At 64.6% G+C, this 20,040-nt stretch carries 23 protein-coding genes and 1 tRNA gene; 17 read left to right on the top strand and 7 right to left on the bottom strand.

Annotated features, from left to right (window positions below; translation table 11 throughout):
• Positions 1–151 precede the first annotated feature (151 nt).
• On the top strand, positions 152–376 hold the full coding sequence (locus VGR99_RS32995) for a hypothetical protein (RefSeq protein WP_326904131.1): 225 nt from the start codon (positions 152–154) through the stop codon (positions 374–376).
• A 333-nt stretch (positions 377–709) separates the two neighbouring features.
• Positions 710–1,051, top strand: coding sequence for a hypothetical protein (locus tag VGR99_RS32990; RefSeq protein WP_326904130.1), 342 nt, complete (start codon positions 710–712; stop codon positions 1,049–1,051).
• Positions 1,052–1,077: 26 nt separating this feature from the next.
• On the opposite strand, the gene VGR99_RS32985 is transcribed toward VGR99_RS32990, so the two are convergent.
• The 4 genes from VGR99_RS32985 to VGR99_RS32970 all read right to left on the bottom strand — a co-directional run bounded on the left by VGR99_RS32985 (position 1,078) and on the right by VGR99_RS32970 (position 4,881).
• Positions 1,078–1,920 carry a tripartite tricarboxylate transporter substrate binding protein gene (locus VGR99_RS32985; RefSeq protein WP_326904129.1) on the bottom strand — a complete coding sequence of 281 codons (843 nt, stop codon included), beginning with the start codon at positions 1,918–1,920 and terminating at the stop codon, positions 1,078–1,080.
• A 613-nt stretch (positions 1,921–2,533) separates the two neighbouring features.
• The gene (locus VGR99_RS32980; RefSeq protein WP_326904128.1) at positions 2,534–3,394 is read right to left on the bottom strand and encodes a hypothetical protein; all 861 of its coding nucleotides are present in this window, start codon (positions 3,392–3,394) and stop codon (positions 2,534–2,536) included.
• A 282-nt stretch (positions 3,395–3,676) separates the two neighbouring features.
• Entirely contained in the window at positions 3,677–3,961 is a 285-nt protein-coding gene (locus VGR99_RS32975) for a hypothetical protein (RefSeq protein WP_326904127.1), read from the bottom strand.
• Between the two features lie 843 nt (positions 3,962–4,804).
• Positions 4,805–4,881: transfer RNA gene (locus VGR99_RS32970), tRNA-Pro, on the bottom strand.
• Between the two features lie 68 nt (positions 4,882–4,949).
• On the opposite strand from VGR99_RS32970, the gene VGR99_RS32965 reads away from it, so the two are divergent.
• The 6 genes from VGR99_RS32965 (at position 4,950) to VGR99_RS32940 (ending at position 10,851) form a co-directional block, all read left to right on the top strand.
• Positions 4,950–5,939 carry an L-threonylcarbamoyladenylate synthase gene (locus VGR99_RS32965; RefSeq protein WP_326904126.1) on the top strand — a complete coding sequence of 330 codons (990 nt, stop codon included), beginning with the start codon at positions 4,950–4,952 and terminating at the stop codon, positions 5,937–5,939.
• A 77-nt stretch (positions 5,940–6,016) separates the two neighbouring features.
• Positions 6,017–7,444: an FAD-binding oxidoreductase gene (locus VGR99_RS32960; RefSeq protein ID WP_326904125.1), complete on the top strand. Its 1,428-nt coding sequence runs from the start codon at positions 6,017–6,019 to the stop codon at positions 7,442–7,444.
• Positions 7,441–7,878, top strand: coding sequence for a GNAT family acetyltransferase (locus tag VGR99_RS32955; protein WP_326904124.1), 438 nt, complete (start codon positions 7,441–7,443; stop codon positions 7,876–7,878). Before VGR99_RS32960 ends, VGR99_RS32955 begins: the two co-directional genes overlap by 4 nt.
• A 70-nt stretch (positions 7,879–7,948) precedes the next feature.
• Positions 7,949–8,530, top strand: a complete 582-nt coding sequence (locus VGR99_RS32950) for an NUDIX domain-containing protein (protein ID WP_326904123.1) — start codon at positions 7,949–7,951, stop codon at positions 8,528–8,530.
• 162 nt (positions 8,531–8,692) lie between these two features.
• Complete coding sequence (locus tag VGR99_RS32945; protein WP_326904122.1) at positions 8,693–9,622, top strand: glycine reductase; 930 nt, start codon at positions 8,693–8,695, stop codon at positions 9,620–9,622.
• Between the two features lie 35 nt (positions 9,623–9,657).
• The gene (locus tag VGR99_RS32940) at positions 9,658–10,851 is read left to right on the top strand and encodes a CoA transferase (RefSeq protein WP_326904121.1); all 1,194 of its coding nucleotides are present in this window, start codon (positions 9,658–9,660) and stop codon (positions 10,849–10,851) included.
• 11 nt (positions 10,852–10,862) lie between these two features.
• Here the strand turns inward: VGR99_RS32940 and VGR99_RS32935 are convergent, their stop codons facing one another.
• Entirely contained in the window at positions 10,863–11,624 is a 762-nt protein-coding gene (locus tag VGR99_RS32935; protein WP_326904120.1) for an SOS response-associated peptidase, read from the bottom strand.
• Positions 11,625–11,685: 61 nt separating this feature from the next.
• Between VGR99_RS32935 and VGR99_RS32930 the strand changes: the two genes are divergently transcribed.
• The 4 genes from VGR99_RS32930 (at position 11,686) to VGR99_RS32915 (ending at position 13,602) form a co-directional block, all read left to right on the top strand.
• On the top strand, positions 11,686–12,186 hold the full coding sequence (locus tag VGR99_RS32930; RefSeq protein ID WP_326904119.1) for a hypothetical protein: 501 nt from the start codon (positions 11,686–11,688) through the stop codon (positions 12,184–12,186).
• Positions 12,187–12,189: 3 nt separating this feature from the next.
• Positions 12,190–12,624 (top strand): NUDIX hydrolase, encoded by a 435-nt coding sequence (locus tag VGR99_RS32925; protein ID WP_326904118.1) that lies wholly within the window; start codon positions 12,190–12,192, stop codon positions 12,622–12,624.
• A gap of 47 nt (positions 12,625–12,671) precedes the next feature.
• On the top strand, positions 12,672–13,049 hold the full coding sequence (locus VGR99_RS32920; RefSeq protein ID WP_326904117.1) for a TIGR02301 family protein: 378 nt from the start codon (positions 12,672–12,674) through the stop codon (positions 13,047–13,049).
• Between the two features lie 286 nt (positions 13,050–13,335).
• Positions 13,336–13,602: a hypothetical protein gene (locus VGR99_RS32915; RefSeq protein WP_018323382.1), complete on the top strand. Its 267-nt coding sequence runs from the start codon at positions 13,336–13,338 to the stop codon at positions 13,600–13,602.
• A gap of 170 nt (positions 13,603–13,772) precedes the next feature.
• On the opposite strand, the gene VGR99_RS32910 is transcribed toward VGR99_RS32915, so the two are convergent.
• Positions 13,773–14,642 (bottom strand): sulfurtransferase, encoded by an 870-nt coding sequence (locus VGR99_RS32910; RefSeq protein WP_326904116.1) that lies wholly within the window; start codon positions 14,640–14,642, stop codon positions 13,773–13,775.
• Positions 14,643–14,812: 170 nt separating this feature from the next.
• A complete protein-coding gene (locus VGR99_RS32905) occupies positions 14,813–16,147 on the bottom strand; it encodes a dihydroorotase (protein WP_326904115.1) in 1,335 nt (444 codons plus the stop codon).
• Positions 16,148–16,248: 101 nt separating this feature from the next.
• On the opposite strand from VGR99_RS32905, the gene VGR99_RS32900 reads away from it, so the two are divergent.
• The 5 genes from VGR99_RS32900 (at position 16,249) to VGR99_RS32880 (ending at position 19,999) form a co-directional block, all read left to right on the top strand.
• Positions 16,249–17,124 carry a folate-binding protein gene (locus VGR99_RS32900; protein ID WP_326904114.1) on the top strand — a complete coding sequence of 292 codons (876 nt, stop codon included), beginning with the start codon at positions 16,249–16,251 and terminating at the stop codon, positions 17,122–17,124.
• Positions 17,121–17,747: a DNA-3-methyladenine glycosylase I gene (locus VGR99_RS32895; protein WP_326904113.1), complete on the top strand. Its 627-nt coding sequence runs from the start codon at positions 17,121–17,123 to the stop codon at positions 17,745–17,747. Before VGR99_RS32900 ends, VGR99_RS32895 begins: the two co-directional genes overlap by 4 nt.
• Positions 17,744–18,358, top strand: coding sequence for an HD family hydrolase (locus VGR99_RS32890; protein ID WP_326904112.1), 615 nt, complete (start codon positions 17,744–17,746; stop codon positions 18,356–18,358). The genes VGR99_RS32895 and VGR99_RS32890 overlap by 4 nt, the downstream gene beginning before the upstream one ends.
• 146 nt (positions 18,359–18,504) lie before the next feature.
• Positions 18,505–19,011 carry a tyrosine phosphatase family protein gene (locus VGR99_RS32885; RefSeq protein WP_326904111.1) on the top strand — a complete coding sequence of 169 codons (507 nt, stop codon included), beginning with the start codon at positions 18,505–18,507 and terminating at the stop codon, positions 19,009–19,011.
• 19 nt (positions 19,012–19,030) lie between these two features.
• Entirely contained in the window at positions 19,031–19,999 is a 969-nt protein-coding gene (locus VGR99_RS32880; RefSeq protein WP_326904110.1) for an NUDIX hydrolase, read from the top strand.
• The last annotated feature ends 41 nt before the right edge of the window (positions 20,000–20,040 follow it).

The raw sequence follows: 20,040 nt of genomic DNA, 5'->3' as shown, positions 1-20,040 counted from the left end.
TTTCGACCTGATCTGCAGTCATGTTCCTTCAGTATGGGAACTTTCGTTGCCGATCTGCAACGGTTCCCCACCGTCTGAAGCCGGACAAGAGAAACTCCCATTCCGGCCACGAACCGCTCTCACAACACCGTGAGACGACAGGGGATTTACGATGCGTGCACAACGCGTTTGGAAAGTGAATGGAGCCGCCAGCATCGGGCAGCTCCAAACGAGACTGGACGATCTGAACAAGCGTCTCAGCCAGCTCGAAGGCCAGAGTCCGGAGAGCTGGAAGCTCGACGAGCTGAGATCGAGCGCGCTCAGGCTGTCGCGCGAGATCGACGACATCCGCTGCGCCGAGGCGACGGAGGCGTTGAGCGAGTTGCTGCGGAGGTAGGCGCGGCCGGACGATTTGGCGGCGGTGCCGTAGGATGGGTAGAGCGCCAGCGAAACCCATCGCCCATCTCCCGGGGGACACAGGTGATGGGTTTCGCTTCGCTTGACCCATCCTACCAGTCGACGATTCGGCGGCTCCGCAGGGAACCAACGCCGCGCGGCGCCATTTCCATGTTGAGCATGGAGCAAAATCATGACCAGACACCTGACGCGAGCCCATCTCGCGCGCGGCGTGGCCGGCGCGGTTTCCACGCTGGTCCTGTGCGCGACGGCTGCATTCACCATCGCGCACCACTTTGCATCGTGAAGAATTTGGCGCTGTGAGGGATTTCGCATGACGTCCGATCCCGAGGAGTCGGTGCGGCTGCAAGGCTTTGGCGAGATGACGCTGCGGACCGCGATCGCGACGCTGATGGCGCTCGCGCCCAACGAGCGATCCGACGCCGCGATCTTCCGCGTCCGCGACGGCTCGCGCCTGGCATCGAGCGAGATCACCGATCTCGCCTCAAACTGGGGCATGACGCCGATGGCTGAGGTCAGGTCGCCAAGACTCGCATCTTCAAGACTCGTCCCTGATCAGCACTGGCCCGACATCGTTCGCGGCATGGTGCGCGAGGCGCCGCTGCCGTCGCTGATAGTGGCGTTCCTGATCGGCGTGCTGGTGGCGCGGCGGTAGCCGCGCCAAAGCTGCCTGCGACGGGATTATTTCTGTTCGCTCGCCCGCATCTGCTCCGCGAAAGGACGCAGCGCCTCGGACATGTCGTCGAGGCGCTTCTGCCACTCTGCACCGGGCATGAAAGCGATCACGGGCTCGTCCCCGGGCGAGCCCGTCAGGTACTCCGGATTACGCAGGCCCTCGGCTATCCCGGTTTCCAGCTTCTTGACGATGTCGTCCGGAACGCCCTTCGGGACCGCGAAGCCGCGTTCTGCCGTCGAAATGACCGGAAAGCCTGCCTCTTCTGCGGTGGGAACGTCGGGCAGCGAAGCAAAGCGCTGCTTCGACAGGATCGCGATGACGCGAAGCGGCCCCTTGCTGGTGCCGTGCAATTCAGGGATCTCGCTGAGGCTGACCATCCCGACTTCCAGATGTCCGCCCAACAGATCGGTCCTCTGCGCCGCCGTTCCTCTGTAGGAAATCTCGTTGGGCTCGACCTTCGCGACTGCTGCGAGCATGCGAATGGCCAAATGACCGTTCGTGCCGGCGCCATTGTGACCGAAGGTCACCGAGCCCGGCTTGCTGCGCAGTGCGGCAATGACATCCGGCAGATTGCTGAACCTGCTGTCCGCGGGCACCACGACCACATTCGGATCTTCGACGACCCGCGCGACCAGCCGGATTTCATCCGTGGTGTATTGGGTTTTGCGGGTCATCGGCAGGAAGTTGTAGCCCGGCACGTTGACGACGCCGATCGCGTAGGCGTCGGGCTGTGCGCGCGCGATCGATGCAAAGGCAATCTCGCCGCCGGCGCCCGGCTTGTTCATGACGACGAATTTCGCCTTGCCGCCGAGCGCGCGCTCGACAAAGGGAAGAAGCTTGCGCGCCATGACATCGGTCCCGCCGCCCGGCGCAAAGCCGACGACGACCTCGATCGGCTTGTCCTCCGGCCACGCCGCCCATGACACCCCGGAAGCAACGAAGCCAAACGCTGCAACTAGCGCGATGATTGTCTTGTTCATGATTTCCAACCCCGTTTTTTGTTATTGGCCGATCGCGCCCTCGAACGCGCGATCGACTATGCGCCCATCTAGCCGCCGGCCCGACCGGTTGGCAACCGGTTATGCCGCGCGACGGCATCACCGGTCACGCGAGCGCGTAGATGCAGCGTCGTCGAAATCCCGATTGCTTGCGCGACAGATTTGCGCACGAGATGTGCTCGATGTTGAAGGCGGCGATTTGCCGGTCTGGAAGGTGGCCCTGCACTGTGCGCCTGGTTCGAGGCCAATCGTCCGTTGGATTTTCCAACAATTGCGCAGTGAGCACCAACCGTGAAAGAACCGCCAACAGTCGATGGCGTCTCGACAACGATCGAAGGAAATCGGCTGCTGCCGATTTCGAAAAAGATCTCAACGAGACGCGGCGAGCCATCGCCAGTCGTTGATAACAATCTCAAACCGCACCTCCGGACGAACCTGGGTTCGTCCGGAGGTGCTTAGGCGATTATTGGAGTGCGACAGGGCCGGTGAACGCGCCGTCGTTTCCGAAATTCCCGGCCACGTTATTGTTGCCGTAGGACAGGATGAAGGAACCGGGACCTGCCGAGATTCCTTTGCTGTTGCCGATAATCCGAGAATCGTCGACTAGAAATCCAGCACCGCCGGACGTCGCAATGCCGACGCCGTTGCCCTGCACCAGCACCTGGTGAAGAAGGAAAACTGCGGCTCCGGGGCCGTTTGCGAGTGCGATAAGTCCACCGTTGGTGTTGACCGAAACCAGCGAGTTGCGCACGCTGGCGCGAACGGTCCCTCCGGCCGAGCCATCGGCGACAATTCCGGCGTTGTTGCCGCTCGTGCTGGTGCCGGTCACGAACATGCCGAAGTTCACGCCGGAGGGAGGCGTCACGTAGATGGCCGCGACGCCCGGGCCAGTGAAGTTCCTGATAGAGGTATCCGACACGAACAGATTCCGGCCGTTGGTTACATTGATGCCCGACGCCGTCCCTCCGGCTCCATCGATGATCACCCCTGAAAGGCTGAGAGTGACGTTGGCAGTGGCCAAAGTAAAGGCCGAGCTACCGCCCGGTGGAACAATGATCGGACGGTTCGGCGCGGTAATCACAACGGTTTTGGTGATGTTGAGGGCTTCGTTGTATGTCGCGGAGTCCAAGATGACGACTTCTCCGCCGGCATTGGCGGAGGTGAGTCCCGCTGCGATCGTGGTGCAGGGTGCAGTGATGGTACAGGCGGCAGACGGGCTAGCCGCCGACGCCGCGACGTAAGCTGTCTGAGCGGCGTCGGCCTGGACCGCAAACAGTCCGCCAGCAGTTACAAATGCCAGAATGAACGGGATCCTCTTGGTCATTTTTGAAATACCCCTAAGGTGGCAAAATTGCCGCCGAAAAAGCTAGTTAAAGTGGTTGTGCCTGACAACTGCAATTGCGGTCTTCCGCAGATGTCCTCGTTCTAAAAGGGATGAACGCCGCGGACTGATGGCAGGGCGCATCACCCAAATGGGGTATGAGCGTAGCGAGGCGAGGAGATCGAGCGGCGCCGCGTTCGGAGTCAGCCGGAGAGCTGACCACGCTCGCTCGTGCAAGAGCAGAGTCCAACCTCTGAATCAGACCTCCGATTCCCCTTGCTCGCCTCAGGACGCCAAACTGAAAAGACGAAGAAGGGTGCCGAGGACATCAAGACCAAACACCGCACCAAAGCCGATCGCGGCCATTATGAGAGTTGTGGCTGACCACAAAGCCGCGGCGAATCTTGATGAAGCGGAGCCAGGGTTGCGTCCAGGGGCAGCAATGTCGGCAGTCTGGCCCAAGAGCGCCGAGCGGCCCGCTTGCCACGCCTGGTAGAGTAAAAAGCAACAAATCGTAAAACCAATAACCCGTCCGCCTAAGCGGATCAGTATCTCAAAAAAATCGCTCATCCTGCTTGATCGATGACTGATAAATGCTTGTCTTGTGCGCTCGCTCTGAAGCTGACCTTAGCCGCCCTCCAACTCGTTCGTTGCCGCCAATAGCGGACGACGCTGGCATCTCGGCGGCATGCCGATCATCACTTATCCCGCTGACATAGAGCATCGATCGTCGCATCACCCAAATGGGGTATGAGAGGATCATCCATTGGTCGACCTCATGGCCGCGACGGTCCGAACAGGCTGCGCAACAACTGGACGTTGTCCGGGCCAACTCGGCGAATACAATGCAAACTCAACATCGGGCCGATTTCGGACATCCCCGACTGTCTCAAGCCCCTTCGTTGATCAAAGGTCTACACACTCTCGTCGGCAGGCTTAGTTTGAGAAGCGTGTGTGGAGAACTGCCGCCTCATCTCTTCCGCGAACTCAGAGATCCGATCTTCGAGCGACTCAGTCTGCTCGAATCTTCTGCGCTTCAATCCCATCGCGCGCTCCCTTTCCTCGTCGTCCTGTTCGGCGTCACTCGCGCCGAAGAACTCGATGGCAGAACCTGCCTCGTTTCGTTCATGCAGGACGTTGGGCAGCTCAAAGCGCGCAACGGTTGGGGGCTTGAATGCAACAGGGGCTCTGGAAATCGAAATACTGGCGCACCGGCTCATAAAATAATGAAGCGCTGAAAATCTTCCGCCAATGTCTGCCGCCCGAACGGGCACCGAGGGCCGGAACCCGACTGGACACAACTTATCGGGCACTCAAATGCCCGAAACACGCAATTCGCGAGAGGTATGTTGGAGACGCAAGGCGCAATTCATTGCGCCGCGTCGCCCCGGAAACTATAAGTCATTGAAATGATGGTCGGAGTGGCAGGATTCGAACCTGCGACCCCTGCGTCCCGAACGCAGTGCTCTACCGGGCTGAGCCACACTCCGACAAGAGGCCGGCTTATAGCGTCGGGTTTGGCGCACCGCAAGCGGCCGAGATAAGGAATTTTGCCCCTGTGAAAACGGGTCTTGAAACGCTGATTTTACCGGCCGGGGCGGCTGCCGCCGAGGCCGCCGCCCGAACTCTGGCCGCCGGCGGGCTGGTCGCGTTTCCGACCGAGACCGTCTACGGGCTCGGCGCGGATGCCGCCAATGCCACGGCGGTCGCCCATATCTACAGCGCCAAGGGGCGGCCGGCCTTCAATCCGCTGATCGCCCATGTGCCCGACCTCGCGGCCGCGCGCCGGATCGGACGGTTCGACGCGCGCGCTTTGAAGCTTGCCGAGGCGTTCTGGCCGGGGCCGCTGACGCTGGTGGTGCCGAAGACGGACGACTGCCCGGTCTCGGATCTCGCCACCGCGGGCCTCGACACGGTCGCGATCCGCATTCCCGCCCACCCGGTGGCGGAGGCGATTCTCCGCGCCTTTGGCGGCGCCGTGGTGGCGCCGTCCGCAAATATCTCCGGCCATGTCTCGCCGACGCTGGCAGCCCATGTCGCGAGCGACCTTGCGGGGCGGATCGACCTGATCGTCGACGGCGGGCCGGTCGCGGTCGGCGTCGAATCGACCATCGTAGGCTGCTTCGAGGCACCGATGCTGCTCCGCCCCGGCGGACTGTCCCGCGAGCGGATCGAGGCCGTGCTGGGCGCCCCCCTGGCGCGACCGCCTCTGGAGGCCGAGAGCGACGACAGCCAGCCGCTGGCGCCGGGCATGCTGGCCTCGCATTACGCGCCACGCGCTCATGTGCGGCTCAAGGCGCAGGAGGTTGCGCCTGACGAAGCGCTGCTGGCGTTCGGGTCCGCGCGCCTGCCTGGTGTTGATGCCGCCGCCGCCGTCATGAATTTGTCGCCCGCGGCTGATCTCGATGAAGCCGCCGCCAATCTGTTCGGCTATCTTCGCAGCCTCGACGCGAAAGCGCCGAAGGCGATCGCCGTGATGGCGATCCCCGAGGAAGGCCTGGGCGAAGCGATCAACGACCGGCTGCGGCGCGCTGCGGTGGCACGATAGCGCACGATCCGGAAAAGTGTGCAGCGGTTTTCCGATAAGATCGTGCGCAAAATAAGAGTGGAAGAAGAGACGAGACAATGAACATCAATCAATCCGCCACCCCTCCGCTCGCGCCCGAGCTGATCGACCAATTCCGCAAGATCGTCGGCGACAAGCACGCCATCACCGATGCGACCGACATCCAGGCTTACGTCACCGAGGAGCGCAATCTGTTCCACGGCCGCTCGCCGCTGGTGCTGCGCCCGGGCTCGACCGCGGAAGTCTCCGCGATCTGCAAGCTCGCCTCCGCGCACAAGATCGCGCTGGTGCCGCAGGGCGGCAACACCGGGCTCGTCGGCGGGCAGACGCCGCATAATGGCGAGGTGGTGGTGTCGCTGCGGCGCCTGGACAAGATCCGCGAGGTCGACACCGCCTCCAACACCATGACCTGCGAGGCCGGCGTGGTGCTGCAGATCGCGCAGCAGAAGGCCTCCGACGTGGACCGGCTGTTTCCGCTCTCGCTAGGTGCGGAAGGAAGCTGCACCATCGGTGGCAATCTCTCGACCAATGCCGGCGGCACCGCCGCGCTCGCCTTCGGCGTCGCGCGCGAGATGGCGCTGGGGCTGGAGGTCGTGCTCGCCGACGGGCGCGTGCTCAACGTGCTGTCGAAGCTGAAGAAGGACAACACCGGCTACAATCTGCACAACCTCTTCATCGGCGCCGAAGGCACGCTCGGCATCATCACCGCGGCGACGCTCAAGCTGTTTCCGAAGCCGCGGGCGGTCGAGACCGCCTATGTCGGGCTGAAATCGCCGGCGGCGGCGCTCAAGCTGCTGACCATCGCGCAGAGCGAGGCGGCGAATGCGCTGACGAGCTTCGAGCTGCTGTCGGAGATGGCGGTGGACTTCTCGGTCCGCCACGGCATCGACGTGCGCGATCCGCTTGCCGAGAAGCATCCCTGGTACGTGCTGATGGAATTGTCCTCCCCCGGCGACGACGCGCGCACGCCGCTGGAGACGATCCTGGCCCGCGCCATGGAAGAGGAAATCGTCGACGACGCCGTGATCGCGGCCAACCTCACCCAGCGCAACGGCTTCTGGAAGCTCCGCGAGGAGATGTCCTCGGCGCAGAAGCCCGAGGGCGGCTCGATCAAGCACGACATCTCCGTGCCGATCGCCGCCGTGCCTGAATTCATCACGGAAGCCAACGCCGCCGTGGTGAAGCTGATCCCGGGCGCGCGGCCGGTGCCGTTCGGCCATCTCGGTGACGGCAATCTGCATTACAATGTCAGCCAGCCGATCGGCGCCGACACCGCCGATTACCTCGCGCGCTGGCACGAGATGAACGCCGTCGTGTTCGAGATCGTGCTGCGCATGGGCGGCTCGATCTCGGCCGAGCACGGCATCGGCGTGCTCAAGCGCGACGAGCTGCCCGACGTCAAGGACAAGACCGCGATCGAGCTGATGCGCGCGATCAAGGCGATGCTCGATCCGCACGGCATCATGAATCCAGGGAAGGTGCTGTGAGCGCTCTTGCGATCGACGCGATCAACGATGCCGATGTCGAGAACGTCGTGGCGCTGTGGCAGCGCTGCGGCCTGACGCGACCCTGGAACGACCCGCATGCCGACATCGCGCTGGCGCGGCGACGCGACAATTCCACCGTGCTGATCGGCCGCGACAATGGCGCGATCGTCGCCACCGTCATGGTCGGCCATGACGGCCATCGCGGCTGGGTCTATTACGTCGCCGTCGATCCCGATGGCCGCAAGCGCGGTTATGGCCGGGCGATCATGGCGGCCGCCGAGGACTGGCTGCGCCAAGCCGGCATCGCCAAGCTGCAGTTGCTGGTGCGCCGCGAGAATGGGCAGGCGAATGCATTCTACCAGTCGCTCGGCTTCGAGGAATCGACGTCGGTGATGTTCCAGAAGTGGCTCGACGGCCGCGCTCCCACCTCATGATTTTGAGCATGATCTTTTCGGAAAACCGCTTCACACTTTTCCGGATCATGCTCGTATCCGGAAAATTGCAATGACCATCTCCGACCGCGTCCGCATCAAGGACGTCCGCGTGCTCTCGGACGGCTGGACCACGCTGAAGACCACGACGTTCGAGTACCGCCGCGCCAATGGCGAGTGGCAGACGCAGCACCGCGAGACCTATGAGCGCGACAACGCCGCCGCTGTGCTGCCTTATAATCGCGCCGGGCGCACCGTGATCCTGGTGCGCCAGTTCCGCCTGCCGGCCTTCATCCGCGGCTACGACGATCTCTTGATCGAAGCGGCCGCCGGCGTATTGGACGACGCCTCGCCCGAGGTGCGCATCCGCGCCGAAGCCGAGGAAGAGACCGGCTACCGCCTGCACCACGTCGAAAAGGTGTTCGAAGCGTTCATGAGCCCGGGCTCGGTGACCGAAAGGCTGCATTTCTTCATCGCCGAATACGAGCCCTCGATGCGGGTCAGCGCCGGCGGCGGCCTCGCGCACGAGGGCGAGGACATCGAGGTGCTGGAGCTCGGCATCGACGAGGCGCTGGCCATGATCGCCGACGGCCGTATCATCGACGGCAAGGCGATCATGCTGCTGCAATACGCCGCGCTGCATATTTTCCGGTAGGTGCTTTCTTCACCTCGCCCCGCTTGCGGGGCGAGGTGAGCGCACCTGCCGCACGGCGAGCCATTGCCCAATGCAATTCTGTCCTGCGCCGCGCTGCGCCCTGTTGAGCAACCCGAAAACTATCTCTAGTCTGGCTCCAACCAAGAACCAGGAGACGCGCCCATGTCAGCTTCGCGCGACGATGAATTCGGCTTTGCGCCCGACTATGATTCCCCCGTCCCCTATATGCAGCGCACGCGGGACTATTACAGCGCGATCGGCTACACCACGCCGTATCGCTGGGCGCATTACACCGAGGCGCCGTTCCAGAAGCTGAAGAAGCCGCTGGCACAGTCGCGCGTCACCATCATCACCACGGCCGCACCTTATGATCCGACCAAGGGCGATCAGGGACCGGGCGCGGCGTATAATGGCAGCGCGAAATTTTACCAGGTCTATGAGGGCGACACGTCGCAGCAGCACGATTTGCGCATCTCTCACATCGGCTACGACCGCAAGCACACCACGGCGACCGACAATGGCACCTGGTTTCCATTGCCGCAGCTCTTGAAGGCAGCCGCCGCGGGCCGGATCGGCGAGGTCGCGCCGCGCTTCTTCGGCGCGCCGACCAATCGCAGCCATCGCGTGACGCTCGACACCGACGCGCCGGAGATTCTGGCGCGGTGCCTCGCCGACAAGGTCGACGTCGCCGTGCTGGTGCCGAACTGCCCGGTCTGCCACCAGACCACGGCGCTGGTGGCGCGGCATCTGGAAGCCAACGGCATTCCGACCGTGGTCATGGGCTGTGCCAAGGACATCATCGAGCACGCCGCCGTGCCGCGCTTTCTGTTCAGCGACTTCCCGCTCGGCAATTCCGCCGGCAAGCCGCATGACACAGACTCGCAGGCCCAGACGCTCGAGCTGGCGCTGAAGCTGCTGGAGAGCGCGAGCGGCCCGCAGACCACGATGCAGTCGCCGCTGCGCTGGAGCGAGGATGCCTCCTGGAAGCTCGACTACAACAACGTCGCGCAGCTTTCGCCGGAAGAGCTGGCGCGCCGCCGCGCCGAATTCGACAAGCAGAAGGAGATCGCGCGCGGCAACCGCGCCGCCTGACGTCCTCCGATAACAACAAACAATGGGAGAGCGACGTGACGCGACCGTTCGAGGGCGTGAAGATCCTGGACTTCACGCAGGTGCTGGCCGGCCCCTATGCGAGCTACCAGCTCGCGCTGCTCGGGGCCGACGTCATCAAGGTCGAGCGGCGCGAGGGCGAGGACATGCGCCGCACGCCGCTGTCCCGCGAATGGGCCGAGCGCGGGCTCGCGCCGGCGTTCCAGGCCATCAACGGCAACAAGCGCAGCCTGACGCTGGACCTGCAAAAGCCCGATGCGATCGCGATCGTGAAGAAGCTTGCCGCGACCGTCGACGTCGTCATGGAAAACTTCCGCCCGGGCGTGATGGACAAGCTCGGCATCGGCTATGAGGCGCTGTCGGCGATCAATCCAAAGCTGATCTATTGCGCGGTGTCCGGTTTCGGCCAGACCGGCCCGGATCGCCTGCGGCCCGGCTATGACGGCAAGATGCAGGCGCTGTCGGGCATCATGGCGATTACCGGCCATCCCGAGACGGGGCCGACGCGCGCGGGCTTTGCCGTATGCGACGTGCTCTCCGGCGCCACCGCCGCGTTCGGCGTGTCGAGCGCGCTCTACCAGCGCGACCGCACCGGCAAGGGCCAGCTCATCGACGTCTCCATGCTGGAGGCGACGATGGCGTTTCTGTCAGGCCAGATCGCGGACTGGTCGGTCGCCGGCCATCGCCAGCAGCTTTCGGGCAACCAGGCGGTGAGCCGCCGGGCCACGGCGAATTTGTTCAGATGCGGCGACGGCCACATCCTGCTCGCCGTCAACAACGAAAAACAATACCGCGCACTGATGGCCGCGCTCGGCCGCGAGGACACGCTGTCGGATCCGCGCTTCGCCGACTGGTTTTCGCGCAACGAGAACGAACCGGCGCTGCGCGCCATCATCGAGGAAGCGCTTGCCGCCAAGCCTGCGCGCGAATGGGAGACGATTCTGGAAGACGCCGGCGCGCCCTGCGCCAGCATCTGGAAGGTCGAGGAGGTCATCGACCATCCGCAGATTAGGGCGCGCGGCGCGATCCAGGAGCTCGACACACCCTACGGCCGCCTGCGCTTTGCCGGCAGCGGATTCAAGCTCGCCCATGGCGGCGGCAAGCTGGATCGGATGGCGCCGGAACTGGGATCGGATACGGATGCGGTGCTGGGCGAGCTGGGGTTCGATGCGGGGCAGATTGCGGCGCTGAGGACGCGGGAGATTGTCTAAGACTCCGCTGCCTAGAACAACGAGCCCTGCCCATCATCTGACGCAGCGGCAACCTTCCGCACCGCCTTCTTCGGCTTCGCAGCCTCGGCCTCCGCCTCCATATCCTCCGCGCTGATCGGCAGCAGCAATTGCTCGTCGTCATTGACGACGCGGTTGACGCGGGTGGAGACCGGATGCCAGGCGAATTCGCCGATGCGCGGTGCCATCATCAGCGGCAGCACACCATCGACCTCGTCGCCGCGGATGTCGAGCCAGCGCTCGAAATCGCGCGGGCTGATGGTGACGGGCACGCGGTCATGCAGCGCGGCCAGATCCTCGCCCGCTGCCGCCGTGACGATCGCAACCGTGTCGAGCTCTTCGCCGTTCGGGCCGATCCAGGTCTCGAACACCGCGGCGAAGCCAAGCGGCTCGCCGTCGGCGCGATGAATGAAGAAGGGCTGCTTGCGGCCGTCGATCGACTTCCATTCATAATAGCCGTCGGCCGGGATCAGGCCGCGGCGCCGACGAATCGCCTTTTTGAAGGCGGGCTTCTCCAGCACCGTCTCCGAGCGCGCGTTGATCAGCAGCGTGAATCCCTTGGGATCCCTAACCCAGCTCGGCAACAATCCCCAGCGCATCAGGCGAAAATGACGGGCGCCGTTCTCGACCAAAACGACTGGAATCGGTTGTGTCGGAGCGACATTGTACCGTGGCGGGAAATTCGGCTGCTCGATGTAGCCGAATAGTTGCCGTAATGCCGCGGGGGCCGAAGTTATGACGAAGCGTCCACACATCCTTGGTCCAATATAGGGTCCGTTGATGTCCTTTTAACCCCGAACGTTAACACTGCCGCAGATGAGCTCAACGGCCTCCCAACCCGCGCGGACGCATGTACAGACGGGCCCCGAGGCCGCCGCCTGGGCCGAGCGGCTGCGCGTGGCCAATATCAACCCGCGGACCGGACTTGCCACCGACTATCTGAACCATTTCAATGAAGCCGTGATGCTGCTGGAAATGGTCCCGGACATGCCGGAATGCGCGGAAGACTTTTTGACCTGGTCGCCGCTGTCCTATGCCGAGCATTTCACGGCATCGAATTTCAAGGCGCGGGACCTCGCCATCGAGGCCTATGAGAAGGCCGATCCAGCCGTCCGCGCCCAATTCGACCACATCACCGACACCATGACCTCGATCCTGACCGCGGTCGGCTCGGCCATGCGCGAGGTCGAGAAGGATTCGACCCGGGTTCGCCTCGCCGAGCAGGCCACCCTCTGGGTCAAGCCGCTGATCGCGGCCTGCGGCGGCATCATCAATGGCGGCGCGGAAGCCGACGTCGACACCATCATGGCGAATTGAGCCGTGTCCGCGGTCGTCCAGCCCACCCGTCCCCAGATCGCCGTCAGTGCCGCGATTTTCCGTGACGGCAAGGTGCTGCTGACCCGCCGCGCCCGCTCCCCCGCCAAGGGGTTCTATTCGCTGCCCGGTGGCCGGGTCGAGTTCGGCGAATCGCTGCACCAGGCCCTCGCCCGCGAAGTTGACGAGGAAACCGGGCTCCGGATCGAGATCATCGGCCTTGCCGGCTGGCGCGAGGTGCTGCCCGCCGCGCCCGGCGCCGGTCATTATCTGATCATGTCCTTTGCCGCCCGCTGGGTGGCCAGGGAACCCTCCCTGAACGACGAACTCGACGATTACCGCTGGATCGCCCCGGATGCCCTGGGCAGCCTCGGCGACCTCAAGCTGACCGGGGGGCTGGAGGAGGTCATCCAGTCCGCCGCGCGCCTGATCGGCCCCTGACCGAGCCGCCTTGCGTCCTCAGCCCCAAGGAGGCATACACCCCGCCGATGTCCACGCGATTTCTGGCCATTTTCGCCCTGATCCTCGCCTGCGCGTCCGCGCCCGCCCGGGCCCAGGACGCGGCGGCGCCGTTCGACGCCGATTTGCAGCGGCTGGCGGAAATTCTGGGCGGCCTGCACTATCTGCGCGGCATCTGCGGGTCCAACGAGGGCAACAAATGGCGCAGCGAGATGCAGGCGCTGATCGATGCCGAGACCCCCTCGGGCGAGCGCCGCACCCGCATGATCGCCGGCTTCAACCGCGGCTATAACGGTTTCCAGCAGACCTACCGGAGCTGCACGCCGGCCGCGACGGTGGCGATCCGCCGTTACATCGAGGAAGGCTCGAAGATCTCGCGCGATCTCACGGCGCGTTACGCGAACTGATTTTTCGGTCAGCCGAATCCTGAACTGTAAATCCCTCATCCTGAGGAGCGCGGAACGCGCGTCTCGAAGGATGAAGGGCCCGGCTGCAGCAGCGGGGCCTTCATGGTTCGAGACGGCGCTAGCGCGCCTCCTCACCATGAGGGTTTGGTAGCCGAAACCCTGTCATCGTCTTTGTTCACAGCCGTTAACCGTTCTTAAAGATGTAGCCTAGCGGGCGTTAATACGCGTGCTACACCTCATCTGCAGCGCATCGCCGTGGATCGCGCCCCAGCCCTGATCGAGTTTCATGAGCCAGCCGATTTCCTACGCCCCCGACCGCGCGCCGCTGCCCGATCACGAGCAGAAACAGGCCGCACTGAGCTATCTCAACGAGGCCTGGGCCGAAGCACGCCACGAAGGCGTCGACGGCGACTGCCTGGCGCAGGCGAGCCTGTTTGCGGCCTTCGCCGAGTTGGTCGGCACCTATGGCGAGGACGCGGTGGCGAAATTCGTCGAGGGGTTTCCCGGCCGCATCCGCAACGGCGAATTCTCGGTCACGCTCGCCAGGCAATAAGCTTTGCCGAAAATGACCCCGCCACATGGGCGGGGCCAGTCTACGGATGAATGACTTTGCGAAAGATCGCGAAGTCTGCTGCGTTTATCGCACGAAAGCCGCCTCCCCCCGACAAGCATTAGTCTCGCGATGGCCGGGAGATATTCCCGGAGCAATCGGGAATGTGCGCCCTAATCCGTCTCGATCGGCAGTGACGGGTCCCTCGCCCATTCGCCCATCGAGGCATCGTAGAGCGTCAGCTTGTCGTAGCCGAGCTGCGTCAGCATGAGCAGGTCGATCGTCGCCGAGATGCCGCCGCCGCAATAGCAGATCACGGTCTTGTCGCGCGTGACGCCTGCCGCCGCGAATTTCGCTTCGGCGTCCGCCAGCGTCGTCAATGTCTTGTCGGCATTGGCGAGCGTCGCCGCCGGGACGTTGACGCTGCCGGGCACGCGGCCGGGCCGGCCGTAGCGGCTCGGCTCGAGGCCCTGGTGAAACTGCGGCCCGAGCGCATTGACGATCACAGTCGTGGGATCGCCGATCCGCGCCTTCACGGTGTTCCTGTCGACGAAGAAGCCGGCGCGCGGTGTCGCCTTGAAGGTGGTCGCCGGATAGCCCTTCGGTGCGCCTGTTACGATCGGCCGGCCCTCAACCTTCCATTTGTCGAGGCCGCCGTCGAGCACGCGTGCATCGACGCCGAGCGAGCGCAGCATCCACCAGAACCGCGTCGACCACATCATGGTGCCGATGCTGTAGAGCACGATGGTCTTGGACGCATCGAGGCCGTGGCGGCCGAAAGCGGCCTCGAGCTGGGGCACGTCGGCCATCATGAAGAGCGGCCCCGCGGAGGTGTCGGAGAATTCGCCCTGAAGGTCGAGGAAATCGGCACCGGGGATGTGGCCGGCCGCAAACGTCTTGTCGCCGGGGACCGCGCGATACGGCACGTCGCTGCCCGGCGGCACCGGCTCGTTATAGGTCGTGCAATCGTAGAGGCGGAGATTGGGATCGCCGAGGATGGCGGCGAGCTGCTCGGTGGTGATGAGGGCGGTCGGTTGGGACATTGCTCTCTCCCAATTGAGCTTGTGCTTCCCGACACTCTGTCATTGCCCGCGAAAGCGGGCAATCCAGTATTCCAGAGGAGGCGGCCGTATCAGCCAACTGGCGCTGCGGTGTACTGGATGCCCCGGTCAAGCCGGGGCATGACAGCAGAGCAAGGAGCCCAACCTTCCCCCTACTGCTTCAACGTCTCCAGAAAGCGCACCGGCTCGCCCTGCGAGGCCGTCACCAGTTCGCCCTGCCACATCACGCGGCGGCCGCGGATGAAGGTGCCGACGGGCCAGCCGGTGACGCGAACACCGTCATACGGCGTCCAGCCGGCCTTGGAAGCCACCCATTTGTTGGTGATGGTTTCGCTGCGTTTCAAGTCGACGACCGTGAAGTCCGCGTCATAGCCGGCGGCGATGCGGCCCTTGCAGGCCATGTTGTAGAGGCGCGCGGGGCCGGCGCTGGTGAGATCGACGAACCTTGCGAGCGACAGACGGCCCGCGTTGACGTGGTCGAGCATCAGCGGCACCAGCGTCTGCACGCCGGTCATGCCGGAAGGCGATGCCGGATAGGTCTTCTGCTTCTCTTCGAGCGTGTGCGGGGCGTGATCGGAGCCGAGCACGTCGATGATGCCCTGCTCGATGCCGCGCCAGATGCCGGCGCGGTGATCGGCGCCGCGCACCGGCGGGTTCATCTGCGCCAGCGTGCCGAGCCGCTCGTAGCATTCGGGCGCGACCAGCGTGAGATGATGCGGCGTCGCCTCGCAGGACGCGACGTCCTTGTGGTCGCGCAGGAACTCGATCTCTTCCTTGGTCGAGATGTGCAGCACGTGGATGCGTTTTCCGGTCTCATGCGCGAGCTTGACCAGGCGCTGCGTCGCCATCAGCGCCGCGGTCTCGTCGCGCCAGACCGGATGCGAGCGCGGATCGCCCTCGATACGGAGCGACTTGCGCTCGTTGAGGCGATATTCGTCCTCGGCGTGGAAGGCTGCGCGGCGGCGGATCACCTGGAAGATGCGACGCAGGCTTTCGTCGTCCTCCACCAGCAGCGCGCCGGTCGAGGAACCGATGAACACCTTGACGCCGGCGCAGCCCGGCGCGCGCTCGAGCACCGGCAGATCCTGCACGTTCTCGCGGGTGCCGCCGATGAAGAAGGCGAAATCGCAATGCATGCGATGGTGGGCGCGCTTCACCTTGTCGGTGAAGGTCGCCTCCGTCACCGTGAGCGGCGAGGTGTTCGGCATCTCGAACACGGCAGTGACGCCGCCCATCACGGCGCTGCGCGAACCGGTCTCGAGGTCTTCCTTCTGCTCCAGCCCGGGCTCGCGGAAATGCACCTGCGTGTCCATCACGCCGGGCAGGATGTGGAGGCCCTTGCAATCGATCACCTCGGCCGCGGACGCCTGCGACAGCGGGCCCAGCTCGGCGATGCGACCGTTGGTGATGCCGATATCGCGAACGCCCTCGCCGTCCTGGTTGACGACGGTGCCGCCCTTGAGGATCACATCGAAACGCTGGGTCATGGCTTGAGGCCTCTCTCATCCCCAAGCGCAGGGCTTGAGGTCTTGTCGTTTATGCCTTGCGGGCTTACGTTCCGGAGCACCATGTCGCAAGAGATTTTCGCATGAAATCAGCGTTTCTTCCCGACCGGGCCGTGATCAAGGTCGCGGGCGATGACGCGCGCAACTTCCTCAACGGCCTCATCACCACCGATGTCGACAGGCTCAAGCCGGGCCTGGGGCGATTCGGCGCGCTGCTGACGCCGCAGGGCAAGATCATCGTGGATTTCCTGATCACGGAAGTGCCTGCCGGCCATGGCGGCGGGTTCCTGATCGACTGCCCGAAGGCGCTGGCAGAGAACCTCGCCACCAAGCTGAAATTCTACAAGCTGCGTGCCAAGGTCACCGTGGAAAACCTCGATCTCGGCGTGCTCGCGGCCTGGGACGGCCAGCCCACAGCGCAACCGGACCTCGCCTTCGCAGATCCGCGCAATGAGGCGCTCGGCACCCGCATCCTGATCCCCGAAGATCTCAAGCAGAAGCTGTCGGACCTGATCGGCGCCGAGCTGATCGATGCGGCCGACTACGAGGCGCACCGGATCGCACTCGGCGTGCCGCGCGGCGGGCTCGATTTCATGTACAGCGATGCATTCCCGCACGAGACCAACATGGACCGCCTCGCCGGCGTCGATTTCGACAAGGGCTGCTATGTCGGCCAGGAGGTCGTCTCGCGCATGCAGCATCGCGGCACGGCGCGTACCCGCAGCGTCAAGGTGCTGCTCGACGATCTGTCGCCGGAAGCCGGCGTCAGCGTGATGGCCGGGGACAAGTCGGTCGGCACGATGGGCTCGTCGGCGCAGGGCAAGGGCATCGCGCTGGTGCGCATCGACCGCGTTGCCGATGCGCTCGATGCCGGCCAGCCGCTCACCGCCGGCGGCCTCGCCGTGAGGCTCGCCGAACCCGATGTCGTCCGCATTCCCGCAAAGCAGCCCACGACATGAGCCGAGCCCCGCGCCTTCACCCCGACGGAAAGACCCGCTGCCCGTGGCCCGGCGAAGATCCGCTCTATGTCGCCTATCACGACACCGAATGGGGCGTGCCTGAGTATGACGATCGCGCGCTGTATGAAAAGCTGATCCTCGACGGTTTTCAGGCTGGCCTGTCCTGGATCACGATCCTGCGCAAGCGCGACAATTTCCGCAAAGCCTTCGACGATTTCCAGCCGGAGAAGATCGCGCGCTACACCGACAAGAAGGTGCACGCGCTGATGAACGACGTCGGCATCGTGCGCAACCGCGCCAAGATCGACGGCACGATTTTGAGCGCGAAGTCCTATCTCGACATCATGGAGAAGGGCCCCGGCTTCTCGAAGCTGCTGTGGGACTTCATGGGCGGACAACCCAAGGTCAACAATTTCAAGACCACCGCGAGCGTGCCGGCCTCGACGCCGCTATCGGTGCAGATCTCGAAAGAGCTGTCCTCGCGCGGCTTCAAATTCGTGGGCCCGACCATCGTCTACGCCTTCATGCAGGCGACCGGCATGGTCAACGACCATCTCGTCGACTGCCACTGCCACGCGACCTGCAGCAAGCTGCAGCGCAAGCCGCGCCTCAAGGCCAAATGACCGCCAAGAAGACCGCGCACGGCGCGGAGTCTCGTGCCTGGCAGCGCATGCTGTCGGGCCGGCGGCTCGATCTGCTCGATCCCTCCCCGCTCGACGTCGAGATCGCCGACATCGCGCATGGACTGGCGCGCGTCGCACGCTGGAACGGGCAGACCACCGGCGCACACATCTTCTCGGTCGCGCAGCACACGCTGCTGGTGGAGACCGTGCTGCGGCACGAGATGCCGCGCGTCGATGAGCGCATGCGGCTTGCGGCGCTGCTGCACGATGCCCCCGAATACGTCATCGGCGACATGATCTCGCCGTTCAAGGCCGTGCTCGACGGTCATTACAAGGCGGTGGAGAAGCGCCTGCTCGGCGCCATCCATATCCGCTTCGGCCTGCCGCCGTCGCTGCCCGACGAGATCACGCAAGCCATCAAGGCCGCCGATCGCGGTGCAGCCTATCTCGAGGCGACCGAGCTTGCCGGCTTCAGCGAGAGCGAAGCCAAGCGCCTGTTCGGCAAGGATCCGGGCCTCTCCGACAGCGTCCGGCGCGACTACCTCACGCCCTGGACCGCGGCGCGGGCCGAGAAGCAGTTCCTGGAGCGGTTTGGCGCGGTGTTTGCGTAAGCCCCATCCCTTCGCAGGGTGGGCAAAGCGAAGCGTGCCCACCAAACTGAGCGACGAGCGCGCAGTTGCGAAATCGTGGGCACGGCGCGATGCGCCTTTGCCCACCCTACGAGCGCTCGCTATAATCAGCGGCAAAAAGGTCCGCCATGATCCACGTCTGTTCCCTCGCCGCTCTTCCCGAAACCGTCCGCCTCACCAGGGCCAGCCATGTGCTGACCGTGATGGCCAATGTCGAGCAGGTAGCGCGGCCGGTGTCCGTGCTGCCGGCCAACCATCTCAAGGTGTCGATGGACGACATCACCGAGGAGATGGACGGCTTTGTCGCGCCGTCGGAAGCGCATATCGACCAGGTGCTGAATTTCGTGCGCGCCTGGGACCGCGCTGCGCCGCTGGTGGTGCACTGCTATGCCGGCATCAGCCGCTCGACCGCGAGCGCGTTCGCCGCTGTCTGCGCGCTCAATCCGGAGCGCGACGAGATCGAGATCGCCAAAAAGATCCGTGCGGCCTCGCCGGTCGCCTCGCCGAACCGCCGCATCGTCGGCCTTGCCGACCGCGCATTGGGGCGCAACGGCCGCATGCTGCGCGCGCTCGACGAGATGGGCCCGGGCGCGATGATGGTCGAGGGCCGCCCCTTCGTGATCGAGCTCGAATGACAGCTCCGATCACCATCGCATGAGCGACAAGCTGCTGACGCCGATCGAGATCGGCCTGACCGCGGCGATCGTCGCGATCGAGGATCACGAGCCGCTGATTCTCACCGCGCGCGGCAGTGACGGGCTCGCCGGCCTGCCGTTCGGCCCGTTCGATGCGCTGAGCCATCGCACCTTCGAGATCGGCCTGCGCGCCTGGGTCGAGGCGCAGGCGGGCCTGCGGCTCGGCTATGTCGAGCAGCTCTATACGTTCGGCGATCGCGGCCGCCATGCCGAGGCCGCCGACACCGGCGCGCATATGGTGTCGATCGGCTATCTCGCGCTGACGCGCGCCGTCGGCGGCGAGCTTGCCGCTGATGGCGCGAGCTTCGAGCCGTGGTATCGCTTCCTGCCCTGGGAAGACTGGCGCGAGGAGCCACCCGCGATCATCGCGCGCGACATCATTCCCGCGCTGACCAAATGGGCCGAGGAGGAGACGCCGGAGACGACGCGCGCATTGCCGCGGAGGGATCGCGTGCGGTTCTATTTCGGCCTCGATGGCGCGCCCTGGGACGAGGAGCGCGTGCTCGACCGCTACGAGCTGCTCTACGAGGCCGGGCTGGTCGAGGAAGCCCGGCGCGACGGCCGTCCTGCGGCATTAGCGCGCAAGACCCTACCCGCGCTCGGCACCTCCATGCGGTTCGACCATCGCCGGATTCTCGCCACGGGGATCGCGCGGCTGCGCGCGAAACTGAAGTATCGTCCTGTGGTGTTTGAACTTTTGCCCGCCGAGTTCACACTTACCGAATTGCAGTACACGGTGGAGGCGATCTCCGGCCGCCACCTGCACAAGCAGAATTTCCGCCGTTTGGTCGAAACCGAAGCCCTGGTCGAACCGACCGGGGTGATGTCGACACAGACGGGCGGACGTCCGGCAGCGCTCTACCGCTTCCGCCGCGACGTGCTCCAGGAGCGGCCCGCGCCGGGCTTGCGCGTCCGCTCCCGGCGCTAGATCCTAGGATTTGTGGGACCGGCCCCTGCCCGCCGGTTGCC

This window comes from Bradyrhizobium sp., from assembly GCF_035935975.1.
Lineage (GTDB): Bacteria > Pseudomonadota > Alphaproteobacteria > Rhizobiales > Xanthobacteraceae > Bradyrhizobium.
The sequence above is the reverse complement of the archived record's forward strand: the minus strand, read 5'-3'. Positions and strand labels throughout refer to the sequence as shown.

Coding starts and splice junctions, on each gene's coding strand:
- VGR99_RS32995 (WP_326904131.1), top strand. CDS start 152: ATGCGTGCACAACGCGTTTGGAAAGTGAATGGAGCCGCCAGCATCGGG.
- VGR99_RS32990 (WP_326904130.1), top strand. CDS start 710: ATGACGTCCGATCCCGAGGAGTCGGTGCGGCTGCAAGGCTTTGGCGAG.
- VGR99_RS32985 (WP_326904129.1), bottom strand. CDS start 1,920: ATGGCGCGCAAGCTTCTTCCCTTTGTCGAGCGCGCGCTCGGCGGCAAG.
- VGR99_RS32980 (WP_326904128.1), bottom strand. CDS start 3,394: ATGACCAAGAGGATCCCGTTCATTCTGGCATTTGTAACTGCTGGCGGA.
- VGR99_RS32975 (WP_326904127.1), bottom strand. CDS start 3,961: ATGAGCGATTTTTTTGAGATACTGATCCGCTTAGGCGGACGGGTTATT.
- VGR99_RS32960 (WP_326904125.1), top strand. CDS start 6,017: ATGAACATCAATCAATCCGCCACCCCTCCGCTCGCGCCCGAGCTGATC.
- VGR99_RS32950 (WP_326904123.1), top strand. CDS start 7,949: ATGACCATCTCCGACCGCGTCCGCATCAAGGACGTCCGCGTGCTCTCG.
- VGR99_RS32945 (WP_326904122.1), top strand. CDS start 8,693: ATGTCAGCTTCGCGCGACGATGAATTCGGCTTTGCGCCCGACTATGAT.
- VGR99_RS32935 (WP_326904120.1), bottom strand. CDS start 11,624: ATGTGTGGACGCTTCGTCATAACTTCGGCCCCCGCGGCATTACGGCAA.
- VGR99_RS32930 (WP_326904119.1), top strand. CDS start 11,686: ATGAGCTCAACGGCCTCCCAACCCGCGCGGACGCATGTACAGACGGGC.
- VGR99_RS32920 (WP_326904117.1), top strand. CDS start 12,672: ATGTCCACGCGATTTCTGGCCATTTTCGCCCTGATCCTCGCCTGCGCG.
- VGR99_RS32915 (WP_018323382.1), top strand. CDS start 13,336: ATGAGCCAGCCGATTTCCTACGCCCCCGACCGCGCGCCGCTGCCCGAT.
- VGR99_RS32910 (WP_326904116.1), bottom strand. CDS start 14,642: ATGTCCCAACCGACCGCCCTCATCACCACCGAGCAGCTCGCCGCCATC.
- VGR99_RS32905 (WP_326904115.1), bottom strand. CDS start 16,147: ATGACCCAGCGTTTCGATGTGATCCTCAAGGGCGGCACCGTCGTCAAC.
- VGR99_RS32900 (WP_326904114.1), top strand. CDS start 16,249: ATGAAATCAGCGTTTCTTCCCGACCGGGCCGTGATCAAGGTCGCGGGC.
- VGR99_RS32895 (WP_326904113.1), top strand. CDS start 17,121: ATGAGCCGAGCCCCGCGCCTTCACCCCGACGGAAAGACCCGCTGCCCG.
- VGR99_RS32890 (WP_326904112.1), top strand. CDS start 17,744: ATGACCGCCAAGAAGACCGCGCACGGCGCGGAGTCTCGTGCCTGGCAG.
- VGR99_RS32885 (WP_326904111.1), top strand. CDS start 18,505: ATGATCCACGTCTGTTCCCTCGCCGCTCTTCCCGAAACCGTCCGCCTC.
- VGR99_RS32880 (WP_326904110.1), top strand. CDS start 19,031: ATGAGCGACAAGCTGCTGACGCCGATCGAGATCGGCCTGACCGCGGCG.